The following is a 12,267-nucleotide window of genomic DNA, read 5'->3' as shown; positions in this document are numbered from 1 at the left end:
AGACTGTGATGACAGGGCAAACTTTCGGTCATGCCCCGCGCCCACAACGGCTCCGTCGAACTCGAGTACGAGGCCTTCGGCTCGACCGACGACCCCACCCTCATCTGTCTCCCCGGCCTGGGGAACCAACTCCTCCTCTTCCCGGTGGAGTTCTGTGAGTCCTTCGTCGGGCGGGGGTTCCATGTCATCCGGATGGACAACCGCGACGCCGGGCTGTCCTCGCTGACCGAGCCCGGCGACGAGTACACGCTGAGCGACATGGCGGCGGACGTGATCGCCGTCCTCGACGACGCCGGGGTCGACGACGCGGTCGTGCTCGGCGTGTCGCTCGGCGGCATGATCGCCCAGACGACCGCGATCGAGCATCCGGCGCGGGTGCGTGCGCTCGTGTCGATCATGTCGACGACCGGCGAGCCCGATGTGGGGACCCCGAGCCGCGAGGCGATGGCCGCCCTCGTGGCCGAGCCGGCGGCGTCCATCGACGAACAGATCGCGCAGGACCTGGAGGCCCGTGCGATCTGGAGCAACCCCGAGTGGTTCGATCCGGAGCAGATGGCTGCGTACTTCCGGTCCTGCTACGAGCGGTCCTGGGTGCCGGGCGGGTCGGGGCGTCAGTTCGACGCGGTCATGCGCAGCGGCGACCGGGCGGCCGGGCTCGCCGCACTGACCGTGCCCGCCCTCGTCGCCCACGGTGAACAGGACACCCTCGTCCACGTCTCCGGCGGGGAACGTACGGCCGAGCTCGTGCCGGACGCCGAGTTCCTGCTCGTCGACGGGATGCGCCACGACTTCGTGTACCAGGCGTGGCCGCCCATCATCGAAGCGACGACCGCCCTCACGGCGCGGACGTTCGCCTGACCGCCTTCTTCGTTGTCAGTGCGGACCGGTAGGGTCCTGCCCGTTCGCACGAACCCGCAAGAGGAGTGGACATGGGCCCGCTGGCAGGAGTGAAGATCGTCGAGATCGCGGGGATCGGGCCGGGCCCGTTCTGCGCCATGATGCTCGCCGACATGGGCGCCGAGGTGATCCGCGTCGACCGGGCCGGCAGCGTGCGCGGCGGTGATCCGGACGTGCCGCCCCAGGACCTCATCAACCGTGGTCGTCGTTCGATCGGCGTCGACCTGAAGTCGCCCGACGGCGTCGAGACGGTGCTCCGCCTCGTCGAGCAGGCCGACGGCCTGATCGAGGGCTTCCGGCCCGGCGTCGCCGAACGGCTCGGCATCGGCCCGGACGACTGCCTCGCCCGCAACCCGCGCCTCGCCTACGGCCGGATGACCGGGTGGGGCCAGGACGGGCCCTACGCCAACGCGGCGGGCCACGACATCAACTACATCGCCCTCGCCGGCGCGCTCGAGTCGATGGGGCGGCGCGGCGAGGCGCCCGTCCCGCCGCTCAACCTCGTCGGGGACTTCGGTGGCGGCGGCATGTACCTGGCGTTCGGCTTGGTGTGCGCGATCCTCGAGTCCCGCTCGAGCGGCCAGGGCCAGGTCGTGGACGCGGCGATGGTCGACGGCGCCGCATCGCTCATGACGTTCTTCCACGGCTTTCGGGCCATGGGCATCTGGAACGACGAGCGGGGCACCAACATGCTCGACACCGGCGCCCACTACTACGACGTCTACGAGTGCAGCGACGGCGCCTTCGTCTCCATCGGCTCGATCGAGCCCCAGTTCTACGCCGAGCTGCGCGAGAAGCTCGGGCTCGACGATCCGAAGTGGGACGCCCAGATGAGCCGGTCCGACTGGCCCGCGTTCAAGGACGAACTCGCCGCCGTCTTCCGCACCAAGACCCGCGACGAGTGGTGCGAGATCATGGAGCACACCGACATCTGCTTCGCGCCGGTGCTGTCGATGGCCGAAGCGCCCGAGCACCCCCACAACAAGGCCCGCGGCACCTTCACCGAGGTTGCCGGCGTGGTGCAGCCCCGTCCGGCCCCGCGGTTCAGCCGCACGGACAGCGCGATCCAGAGCCCGCCCCCGCACGCCGGCCAGCACACCGACGACGTACTCGGCGCGTACGGGTTCACCGCCGACGAGCTCGCCGCCCTGCGCGAGTCCGGCGCCATTGCCTGACATGGCGACCGCGGTCTTCTTCCACGCCCATCCCGACGACGAGGCGATCGCCACCGGCGGCGTGATGGCCCTGGCGGCGCGGGCCGGCCATCGCGTGATCCTCGTGTGCGCGACCGACGGTGCGGTGGGCGAGCCAGCCGAGGGGTCGGTCCCCGAGGGGTCGACGCTGGCGGAGGTGCGCCTCGCCGAACTGAGCGAAGCGGGCGAGATTCTCGGTGCCCGTCGGGTCGAGTGGCTGGGCTACGGCGATTCGGGAATGGAGGGCGAGCCGACGAACGACGATCCGGCATGCTTCTGGCAGGCCGACGTCGATGACGCCGCCGAACGGCTCGCGGTGATCCTGCGCGACGAAGCGGCCGATGTCCTCACCGTCTACGACCACAACGGTGGCTACGGCCACCCGGATCACATCCAGGTCCACCGCGTCGGGCACCGCGCCGCGGCGCTCGCCGGCACGCCGCACGTGTTCGAGTCGACGATGAACCGTGACCGCATGCGAGCGCTCGCCGACTTCGCGTTCGAGGGGGCGGACGACGACCCCGAACTCCTCGAGCAGCGCGAGGAGATGCGCAACACGGACATGGGCTCACCGGCGGACGAGATCACCCACGAGGTCGATGTCACCGACGTCCTCGACGAGAAACGGCGGGCCATGGCGGCCCACCGTTCCCAGATCTCCGAGGAGTCGTTCTTCCTGACCATGCCCGACGAGGCGTTCGCCGCGGCGTTCGGTCACGAGTGCTTCATCGAGATCGGTGCCGGCCGCGCCGGCGAACCCCACGAGCGGGATCTGTTCGCCGGCGTCGGCTGACCGATCACACGGCAATCACATGTCGATTGCTTCCAGCACCTGGACGTTGCCGCCGTGGTCGAGCACCGGGCAGCCCTTGGCGTGCCCGCAGGCGGCGTCGATGTCGGCGGCGTTGACGACGGAGTAGCCGGTCGTGGGATCGGCCCGCTCGGCGTCGCTGACGCTGCCGTCGGCGCCCACGGTGCGAGCCTGGGAGAACGGGTTGCCGCCGTCGACGAGATCCTCGCCGATCGAGGCGAACCAGGCGCCCCACCGTTCCATCAGCTGCGCCATCTCCTCTTCGCCCTCGGGCATGTGGCCGGGGCCGTGATAGGTGAGCACGTACTTGGGCATGGTGTTTCCTCCGGGTTTGGTCGGGTTCTCAGGGGATTGTCCGAACGACGAACGGTCCCGGGTGATCTCGACAGCTTCACGGACATTTCGCGCGATTTCTCGGGAACCGTCCGATTCGGGGGAGACTCACTCCATGAGTCAGGTCATCAAGATCAACGCCATCACCGTCCCCGGCGACCTCGGAGACGAGGTCGCCCGCCGTTTCGCGGCGCGTGCGGGCGCGGTGGACGGCATGGACGGGTTCGAGGGGTTCGAGCTGCTCCGACCCGTCGACGAACGCGAGACCTGGCTGGTGCTGACCCGTTGGCGCGACGAGGAGTCGTTCGACGCCTGGACGAAGTCGGACCAGTTCCGTGACGGCCACCGCGACGCGCTCGCCGCGGGCGAGAACGCGCCGGCTCCGCTGCCGATCACCGCGGAGCTCTGGAGCTACGAGGTCGAAGTCGGCCGCGACGGCACGTGATCCGCGACGCCCACGGCATCCTCAGCTGGGTGTTCATCGTGGCCAACGGCGCAGTGGGTGTCTGGGCGCTCGCCGCGCACCAGTGGCCCCGTCTGCGACATCGGGCGGGCTGGATCGCGGTCGTCGTCGCCGAGGTGATCGTGCTGGCCCAGGTCGTGCTCGGGGTGATCCTCCAGGTCAACGAGGACATCGAGGGTGATCGTCACCAGCTCTACGGTTTCTCGGCCTTCGCGAGCGTCGGCATCATCTACGCGTACCGCAACGAGATGAAGGAGAAGCCCCATCTCCTCTACGGGCTCGGCAGCCTGTGGTTGATGGGGCTCGGCATCCGAGCCGCCGTGCTCTGACGCGGGCGGACCGTCAGATGTGCACGATCGGGCAGAGCAGGGTGCGCTCGACCCCGGCGATGGCCTGCACCGCGTGGACGACCACCTGGCCGAGCTCGTCCATTGACGCTGCCTCGGCGCGGGCGATCACGTCGTAGGGGCCCATCGCCACCTCGGCGGTGAGGACGGAATCGAGGGCCCCGACCTGCCTCGCGACATCGGCCGCGGTGCCGACGTCGGCCTGGATCAGGATGTACGCGTTCACGCTCATGGAGCCGACGTTAGGCCGTTCGGTCCACCTGTGTCGCCCGTGTCGTACCTGACGGGTGGCCATCGCTAGGTTGGATGGCTGATCCGGCGCGCTCACATACCAACGTGGTGGGCCGACCGGATTCGTGATCAGACCCGTGGAGTAGAGAACAATGAGCAGCGCAGCGCACGCAGCAGCACAACTCGAGAGCACCTTCGGCCTGCAGGGCGTGGAGCTCCGGTACGGATTGAGCCAGGACGAGCTGTTCCACGAGGCGATCGCCAACGATCGCGGCCGCGTCGAGCCCGACGGACCGGAGGACGTCCAGAAGGCCTTCCCCACGGCGCTGGGCGCCGACGGTCCGCTCGTCTTCTATTCGGATCCCACCTGTACCGGCCGCCCCGTGCAGGACACGTTCTGTGTGAACCGGGACTCCGTCACCGACTCTGTGTGGTGGAAGAGCGGTTTCGCCAAGTTCGATCCCGAACAGTTCGACGCCCTGTTGCCGCGCGTCATCGACTACCTCAATGCGCAGGACCGGCACCTCTACGTGACCGATGTGTTCTGCGGCTGGGACACCCAGTTCGCCGAGCCCTACCGATTCGTCGGCGAGTACGCGACCCACGCCTACTTCTGCAACATCATGTTCCCGAAGAACGTGCGCGACGACAGCGACCGCGCCGACAGCGGCTGGACGCTCATCAACGTCCCGTCGTTCGAGTGTGATCCCGAGCGCGACGGCACGGTCTCGAAGCGGGCGGTCATCATCGACATCGAGAAGCGGGTCGGTCTCGTTCTCGGCAAGGCCGACTACTGCGGCGTGAACAAGAAGACGATGTTCACGATCATGAACTACGTCCTCCCCGCGAAGGGCCAGCTGTCGATGCACTGCTCGGCCAACGTGGGCGCGCGGGGCGACACGGCGATCCTCTTCGGCCTCTCGGGCACCGGCAAGACGACGTTGTCCGCCGACCCGGACCGCGAGCTGATCGGCGACGACGAGCACGTCTGGACCGACAGCGGCATCTCGAACTTCGAGGACGGCTGCTACGCCAAGCTCATCGACCTCGACAAGAAAGCCGAACCGGTGATCGCGGCGGCGATGTCCATGAGGGGCACGATGATCGAGAACGTGCCGCCGCTTCCGGGCAAGGCGATCGAGGAGACCGACCCGCAGGAGCTCGACCTGACGGACGGCACGATCACCGAGAACACCCGCTTCGCCTACCCGCTGTCGGCCAACCCGAACGTGCGCGAGGGCGCGTCGGGCCCCCACCCGGAGACCATCGTGCTGCTGACCGCCGACGCCTTCGGCGTGCTGCCGCCCGTCTCGATCCTCGACACGAACGAGACGATGTACCACTTCGTGATGGGCTTCACCTCGAAGCTCGCCGGCACCGAGGTCGGCGTGACCGAGCCGGAGCCGTCGTTCTCGTCGTGCTTCGGCGCGGCGTTCATGTCGCAGAAGGCGTCGGTCTACGCGGAACTCCTCGCGAAGCGGATGGCCGAGAACGAGACCCGCTGCATCCTGCTGAACACCGGTTGGAGTGGCGGCCCCTACGGCAAGGGCGAGCGCATGTCGCTCAAGGCCACCCGGGCCCTGCTCAACGCGGCACTGGAGGGCGAGTTCGACGGCGCCGAGCTCCAGGTCGAGCCGACGCTGGGCGTGAAGATGCCTGTCTCCTGTGAGGGCGTCGACGACGAGATCCTCAACCCCCGCGACACCTGGGACGACCCCGAGGCCTACGACGAAGCCGCCGCCAAGCTCCGCGACATGTTCCGCGCCAACTACGACAAGCAGGGTTACGCCGACCTCGGCATCACCGCCGCCATGTAGTTCTGGCTTCTTAACCGAGTTGTGGTCGTGAGACGACCACAACTCAACGCGGATCGGCGGGGGAGTCGGATCGGACAGGGGAGGGTGTCACACCCGCGCGCTTGACTCTGCTGCATGCGAGAGATCACCGATCTCGCTCGGCAGGCTGCGAGTACACACGGCCTCCTCACCAACCAGGACCTCGAACGGCTCCACTACACCCGAGCGGAGGTCCGCACGCTCGTCGCCGCGGGAGTGCTCACGCGGGAGCGGCGCGGGCTCTATGTCCTCGCCGGCGCGCCACCGACTTGGGAACAGCAGCTGATGCGCGGATGTCTCGGCGCGGCCGGGCGCGGCGTCGTGAGCCACCGGAGCGCGATGCGGGTGTGGGACCTACGGCCGTGGGAGACCGCGCTCGAAGTGACCGTGCGCGGGTTCGCGGCCCCGGCAGTCGAGGGCGTGGTCGTGCACCGTTCCTGGGATCTGTCCCCCGAAGACGTGTGCGAGGTCGGTGGGCTGCCCGTCACCTCCGTGACGCTCACACTCGTCGATGCCGGCTCGTACCTGCGCGATTGGGAGGTCGAACGGGCGGTTGATGCGGCCGTCGGCCTGGGGCTCGTCACCAACGACGAGATTCGCGCCCATCGTGAACGCGTCGGGCGTCACGGTCGCTCCGGGGTGACGGCGATCGATCGTGTGCTCGGTGAGGCGCCGACGTCTGTCGACGCCGCGGAGTCGCCGATGGAGATCGCCCTGATGCGGCTGATCGATCGACATGGACTGCCGGCGGCGACCCCGCAGTATCCGGTCGAGGTGGCGGGGCAGCGATTCCGCATCGATCTCGCCTATCCGGAGCAGCGGGTTCTGATCGAGTACGACGGCTATCGCGAGCACGTCGCTCCGGAGCAGTTCGAACGTGACCGCCGGCGCCAGAACGCGCTCGTGCTCGCGGGGTGGATCGTTCTCCGGTTCACGAAGTCGGACGTGCGTGACCGCCCGGCGTGGGTCGCGGGGGAGATCCGGCGGGCCCTCGGCTCCCGTCCCCCGGATCCGCGTTGAGTTGTGGTCGTCTCACGACCACAACTCGGTTAAGAAGCCCTGGGTTGGGGGGTCAGAGGTCGGGGGTGGTCATGTCGATCTCGGAGCCGAGCCGGAGGCGGGTGGCGCGGCCGGTGTCGTCGAGATCGAACTGCACGCGTTGGCCCTGGCGCAGCATGCGGAAGATCGAGCCCTCGAGGGCGTTGTCGGCGAGATCGACGTCGGCCAGGTCGGCCTCGTTGACCAGCACGCCGTCGCCGGTTCCCGGGTCGTAGCTCTTGATGACTCCCTGCATGGGGCGCAGCGTATCCGTACGGAGGTCACGCGGGCGACGTGGGACCGGTACGATCCGCTGCCGTGCCGATTGACTCGCTCGACGCCTCCACTCTCCGCGCCATCGTGGTCGCGTTCCGCGATGCGCTGACAGAGCACCGCGAGTCGATCAACAACCTGAACGTGTACCCCGTGCCCGATGGCGACACGGGCACGAACATGTCCCTCACCCTCGTGTCCGTGGTCGAGGAGCTCGACACGCTGGGCGACGACGCCGACGTCGCGGCGGTCTGCGACGCCGTCGCCCACGGGTCGCTGATGGGAGCGCGGGGCAACAGCGGTGTGATCATGTCGCAGATCCTGCGTGGGTTCGCCGGCGTGGTGAAGTCCGCCCCGACGATCGACGGCGCGGTGTTCGCCGCGGCCTGGGCGGCGGCGGCCGAAGGCGCCTACGGGGCGGTCGGCAACCCCGTCGAGGGCACGATCCTCACCGTCGTACGCGAGTCCGCCGACGCCGCGGTCGCCGCTGCGGACGACGGCGGCGACCTGCTCGGTGTCCTGAACGCAGCCCGTACGGAGGGGGGCGAGTCGCTCGAGCGCACGCCGACGCTGCTCAAGGTGCTCGCGGATGCCGGCGTGGTCGATGCCGGCGGCAGCGGCCTGCTGCTGTTCCTCGACGCCGCGCTCCATGTCGTGGACGACCGACCGATGCCCGCGCCGGCGATCGTCGCGCCGCTGGCCGAGCCGGTCCGGCCCGATGACGACGACCACGAGCCGTCCATCGCCGACCTCCGCTACGAGGTCATGTTCCTGCTGGACGCGCCCGACGCGTCGATCGACGGTTTCAAGTCCGCGTGGGCCGAGGTCGGAGACTCCATCGTGGTGGTCGGTGGCGACGGCATCTTCAATTGCCACATCCACTGCGACGACATCGGCGCCGCGATCGAGTGCGGCATCGACGTCGGTCGCCCCCACAAGATCCGGGTGACCGATCTCCTCGAGGAGCTCGAGGAACGGGACTGGGTCCAGGCGGAGATGGGGCAGCCGGCGGACGCGGTCGCCGGCGAGCCCGTGCCCACGGCCGTGGTGGCCGTCGGGGTCGGTCCGGGGGTCGTGGCGATCCTCAAGTCGATGGGCGTCCATGCCGTGGTGGCCGGCGGACAGTCGATGAATCCGTCGACAGCCGAGCTCGTGGCGGCGGTGGAGTCGGTGCCGGCCCCCGAGGTCGTCATCCTGCCCAACAACAAGAACATCATCCCGGTCGCGGAGCAGGTCGACGCCCAGACCAGCCGAACCGTGCGGGTCGTGCCGACGAAGGGTGTGGCCGAGGGGCTCGCCTGCCTCATGGCCTACGACCCGCAGGCGACGGCCGAAGCGAACGCCGCGGCGATGACCGGCGCCGCCACCGCGGTCGTCGCCGGCGAGGTCACCCAGGCGGTCCGCGAGTCGACGAGCGATGTCGGCCCGATCTCGACCGGCGACTGGCTCGGCATCTGCCGCGACGGCATCACCGCGGTCGAGCCGAACATGCTCGACGCGGCGACCGGCCTGCTCGCGTCGATCCTCGACGACGAGCACGAGCTGCTCACGGTGATCGCCGGCGACGAGGCCGAGGACGACGTGACCGCCGCGATCGAGGCGTGGATCGAGGAGCACCACCCCGAGGTCGAGGTCGAGGTCCACGACGGCGGGCAGCCGCTGTACCCGTACTACTTCGGCCTGGAGTAGCGCCGGTGCCGGACGGAGATCCGCCGCTCACGTTCCGGGATCTGGCCGGGCGGCCGGTCACGGATCTGAAGGGCGTGGGCGAGAAGCGCGGTTCCAGCCTCGCGGCCGTCGACGTCTCCACGGTCCTCGATCTGCTCCAGCACTATCCGCGCCGCTACCTCGACCGCACCCGCCAGGCCCGGATCGGGGAACTCGTCCCCGGCGACGAGGCCACCGTGCTCGCCGAGGTCCGCAGCGCGAGCACCCGCCAGCTCCGGGGCCGGCGCACGCTCACCAACGTCGTGATCGGCGACGGCACCGGAAAGGTCACGCTCGCGTTCTTCAACCAGCGCTGGCGCGAGAAGCAGCTGAAGCCCGGCATGCAGCTGCTCGTCCACGGCAAGTACGAGGTGTACCGGGGCACGCCGCAGATGGGGAGTCCCGTGGTGGATCTCATGGGGGACCAGACGGGCCGCATCATCCCCGTGTACCCCCAGTCCGAGAAGGCCGGCCTCATGACGGCGGACCTCGGCCGTTTCGTCGCCGAGGCACTGCGCCGCTGCGCGCCGCGGGGCCTGCTCGATCCCGTGCCGGAGTCGGTGCTGGACCGCTTCGACTTCGTGACGAGGGAAGCCGCGCTGTGGGGCATCCATGCGCCGGAGACCATGGCGGAGAAGGACGAGGCCCGTCGCCGGCTCGTGTTCGACGAGCTGCTGCGGGTGCAGCTGGAGCTCGTGCGCCGCAAGCGTCGGATCGAGCGCGAGACCGCGGGCATCGCCCACAGCGTCACCGGCGAACTCGTCGACCGCTTCCACGGGCGCCTGCCGTTCCCCCTCACCGACGCCCAGGAGCGGGCGATCGCCGAGATCGGCGCGGACCTGGCCCTGGCCCGACCGATGCATCGACTGCTGCAGGGTGACGTCGGTTCGGGTAAGACGCTCGTCGCGGTCACCGCCCTGTTGGCGGCGGTCCAGGGGGGACACCAGGGCGCGTTCATGGCGCCGACCGAGGTCCTGGCGGAGCAGCATCATCTCGGCGTGACCGCGATGCTCGGCGACCTCTCCGTGCCGGACCCGACGACGCTCATGGGTGATCGTCCGCTGCGGGTGGAGCTCCTCACGAACCGGGTCGGCGCCGCGGACCGCCGCCGGATCCTCGCCGACCTCATCACCGGGAAGGTCGATCTCCTGATCGGCACCCATGCCCTCATCCAGGACAAGGTGGAGTACGCCTCGCTCGGCGTGGTCGTGATCGACGAGCAGCACCGGTTCGGGGTCGAGCAGCGTGCGGCGTTGCGCGACAAGGGCGATGCCGGCGCCGCGCCCGACGTGCTCGTCATGACCGCGACGCCGATCCCGCGCACCGCGGCGATGACCGTCTACGGCGACCTCGACGTCAGCGTCCTCGACGAACTCCCGCCGGGTCGAACCCCGATCGTGACGGAAGCCGCGCCGACGCCCGACGAGGAGGAAGCCGTGTGGGCCGCCGTGCGTGACGCGGTCGCGGCCGGCCGTCAGGCCTATGTCGTGTGTCCGCTGATCGACGAGTCCGAGGCGCTCGACGTCCGTTCCGCCACGGAGACGTTCGAGGAACTCGAGGGCGGGCACCTCCACGGACTGTCCCTCGCCCTCCTCCACGGCCAGATGCCGAGCGACGACAAGCAGTCGGTGATGGAACGCTTCCGGGCCGGCGATGTGCAGGTCCTCGTGGCGACGACGGTCATCGAAGTCGGGGTGGACGTGCCGAATGCCACCGTGATGGTCGTGCTGGACGCCGACCGGTTCGGCATCGCCCAGCTCCACCAGCTGCGCGGCCGCGTGGGGCGCGGCGAGCACGCGAGCCGGTGTTTCCTGGTGGGCGAACCGACGACGACGGACGGCGAGTCGCGCATCCAGGCCCTGGTGGACAGTACCGACGGCTTCGAGCTGGCCGAGGTGGATCTCGAACTGCGGGGCGAGGGCACGATCATGGGTGAGCGCCAGAAGGGCCGCAACGACCTGCGCCTCGCGTCGCTGCGGCGGGACAAGGAGTGGGTCGCGACGGCACGGGAGGTCGCGGTCGAGATCATCGACGGCGACCCCGAGCTCGAGGCGCACCCCGCCCTGGCCGACGAGATCGCCCTGCTGCTCGGTGACGACGAGGCCGAGTTCCTGATGAAGGGCTAGTCCGGGTTGGCCGGCCGCGGGGAGACGAGTCGGCCCATCTCCCCGATGTGTTCGCGGATCGAGAAGTCGGCGGGCACCGGTGCGTCCCCGCGGCGGATCTCGGCCAGGCCCTGGCGCACCCGCACGTCGGCGATGACGCCGTCGTTGTTCGCGGTCGCGAGCACGCAGTCGAGAACGATGCGGCTCTGCGGCGAGTCGGGGATCTGGCCGTCACCGGTGACAACCTGGTCGGCGTCGAGGTCGCCGCGGGCGATCGCCCGGCGGATGCCGTAGGCCATCTGGTGGTCGTGCGACCAGTCCTCGATCACGAACACACCACCCGCCCGGAGGCGGGGGAACAGGCAGTCGAACGTCGCGGTGGTCGGCTCGAGCAGGTGGGAGGCGTCGTCGATCACCACGTCGAGTTCGCCGTCGACATGGGCGTCGACCAGCTCGGTCAGCCGCCGGGTGTCGGCCTGGTCGACGCCGGTGTAGGCGTGCACGTGCGGCCGAAGCGGCGAGTCGGTCAGGAAGCGGTCGAGCGCTTCGAGCGGTCGCGTGTCGAGTTCGACACCGACCAGAGTGAGCGGTTGGAAGGTTGCGGCGAGGAACGCCGTCGAGCCGCCGTCCCACAGTCCGACTTCGACCATGTTGGGCGCGGTGAACTCCGTGGCGAGCTCCCGGTAGCGCTCGAGCATCCACATCGGCTTCTTGAGCGTGATGACCTCGCCGCTGCCCCGTCGCCCCTGGTGCGTGTCCAGCGTGAACCGGTGGCCGTTGATCTCGATCTCGCTGGACATCGCTCCAGTAGTACCAGTGGACGCGCGAGGTGTCAGATGTCGAGGTCGTCGGCGGTGATCTCGATGTCCCAGCGGTCGAGACAATCACGGCACCGGTAGGCGACGATGTCACCCGGCTCGAATCCCTCGTCGGGTTCGTAGGTGATCCGGCCGCACTCGCCGCCGCAGTCGACGCACGTGATGGTCTCCGGCAGCGGCATGGGGCGACCGTAACGCGCCACCGGGCCGGATTCC

The 12,267-nt window shown here is 69.4% G+C and carries 14 protein-coding genes; 9 read left to right on the top strand and 5 right to left on the bottom strand.

Features of this window, described 5'->3' with window-relative positions:
- Positions 1–30: 30 nt before the first annotated feature.
- The 3 genes from R8F63_11245 to R8F63_11235 all read left to right on the top strand — a co-directional run bounded on the left by R8F63_11245 (position 31) and on the right by R8F63_11235 (position 2,883).
- Entirely contained in the window at positions 31–858 is an 828-nt protein-coding gene (locus R8F63_11245) for an alpha/beta hydrolase (GenBank protein MDW3219175.1), read from the top strand.
- 71 nt (positions 859–929) lie between these two features.
- Positions 930–2,072, top strand: coding sequence for a CaiB/BaiF CoA-transferase family protein (locus R8F63_11240; protein ID MDW3219174.1), 1,143 nt, complete (start codon positions 930–932; stop codon positions 2,070–2,072).
- A 1-nt stretch (position 2,073) separates the two neighbouring features.
- Positions 2,074–2,883: a PIG-L family deacetylase gene (locus R8F63_11235; GenBank protein ID MDW3219173.1), complete on the top strand. Its 810-nt coding sequence runs from the start codon at positions 2,074–2,076 to the stop codon at positions 2,881–2,883.
- A gap of 15 nt (positions 2,884–2,898) precedes the next feature.
- Here R8F63_11235 and R8F63_11230 read toward each other — a convergent pair whose 3' ends face one another.
- Positions 2,899–3,216 (bottom strand): hypothetical protein, encoded by a 318-nt coding sequence (locus tag R8F63_11230; GenBank protein ID MDW3219172.1) that lies wholly within the window; start codon positions 3,214–3,216, stop codon positions 2,899–2,901.
- A gap of 133 nt (positions 3,217–3,349) precedes the next feature.
- Between R8F63_11230 and R8F63_11225 the strand changes: the two genes are divergently transcribed.
- Both R8F63_11225 and R8F63_11220 read left to right on the top strand, forming a co-directional pair.
- Entirely contained in the window at positions 3,350–3,679 is a 330-nt protein-coding gene (locus R8F63_11225) for an antibiotic biosynthesis monooxygenase family protein (protein MDW3219171.1), read from the top strand.
- Positions 3,676–4,026: a hypothetical protein gene (locus R8F63_11220; protein ID MDW3219170.1), complete on the top strand. Its 351-nt coding sequence runs from the start codon at positions 3,676–3,678 to the stop codon at positions 4,024–4,026. The genes R8F63_11225 and R8F63_11220 overlap by 4 nt, the downstream gene beginning before the upstream one ends.
- A 13-nt stretch (positions 4,027–4,039) precedes the next feature.
- Here R8F63_11220 and R8F63_11215 read toward each other — a convergent pair whose 3' ends face one another.
- Complete coding sequence (locus tag R8F63_11215) at positions 4,040–4,276, bottom strand: Lrp/AsnC ligand binding domain-containing protein (GenBank protein MDW3219169.1); 237 nt, start codon at positions 4,274–4,276, stop codon at positions 4,040–4,042.
- 151 nt (positions 4,277–4,427) lie between these two features.
- On the opposite strand from R8F63_11215, the gene R8F63_11210 reads away from it, so the two are divergent.
- Together R8F63_11210 and R8F63_11205 are read left to right on the top strand one after the other, a co-directional pair.
- Entirely contained in the window at positions 4,428–6,092 is a 1,665-nt protein-coding gene (locus R8F63_11210; GenBank protein MDW3219168.1) for a phosphoenolpyruvate carboxykinase (ATP), read from the top strand.
- Between the two features lie 114 nt (positions 6,093–6,206).
- Entirely contained in the window at positions 6,207–7,130 is a 924-nt protein-coding gene (locus tag R8F63_11205; protein MDW3219167.1) for a type IV toxin-antitoxin system AbiEi family antitoxin domain-containing protein, read from the top strand.
- A gap of 52 nt (positions 7,131–7,182) precedes the next feature.
- Here the strand turns inward: R8F63_11205 and R8F63_11200 are convergent, their stop codons facing one another.
- Positions 7,183–7,404, bottom strand: a complete 222-nt coding sequence (locus R8F63_11200; protein MDW3219166.1) for a hypothetical protein — start codon at positions 7,402–7,404, stop codon at positions 7,183–7,185.
- 62 nt (positions 7,405–7,466) lie between these two features.
- On the opposite strand from R8F63_11200, the gene R8F63_11195 reads away from it, so the two are divergent.
- The gene (locus tag R8F63_11195; GenBank protein ID MDW3219165.1) at positions 7,467–9,110 is read left to right on the top strand and encodes a DAK2 domain-containing protein; all 1,644 of its coding nucleotides are present in this window, start codon (positions 7,467–7,469) and stop codon (positions 9,108–9,110) included.
- Between the two features lie 5 nt (positions 9,111–9,115).
- On the top strand, positions 9,116–11,254 hold the full coding sequence (gene recG, locus R8F63_11190; protein ID MDW3219164.1) for an ATP-dependent DNA helicase RecG: 2,139 nt from the start codon (positions 9,116–9,118) through the stop codon (positions 11,252–11,254).
- On the opposite strand, the gene R8F63_11185 is transcribed toward recG, so the two are convergent.
- Positions 11,251–12,033 (bottom strand): class I SAM-dependent methyltransferase, encoded by a 783-nt coding sequence (locus R8F63_11185; protein MDW3219163.1) that lies wholly within the window; start codon positions 12,031–12,033, stop codon positions 11,251–11,253. The two genes, recG and R8F63_11185, sit on opposite strands and share 4 nt — an antisense overlap.
- A 32-nt stretch (positions 12,034–12,065) precedes the next feature.
- Positions 12,066–12,233 (bottom strand): hypothetical protein, encoded by a 168-nt coding sequence (locus R8F63_11180; GenBank protein MDW3219162.1) that lies wholly within the window; start codon positions 12,231–12,233, stop codon positions 12,066–12,068.
- Between the last annotated feature and the right edge of the window lie 34 nt (positions 12,234–12,267).

It is taken from the genome of Acidimicrobiales bacterium, from assembly GCA_033344915.1.
Classification (GTDB): Bacteria; Actinomycetota; Acidimicrobiia; order Acidimicrobiales; family Aldehydirespiratoraceae; genus JAJRXC01.
This window is presented reverse-complemented; position numbering and strand designations above follow the sequence as displayed.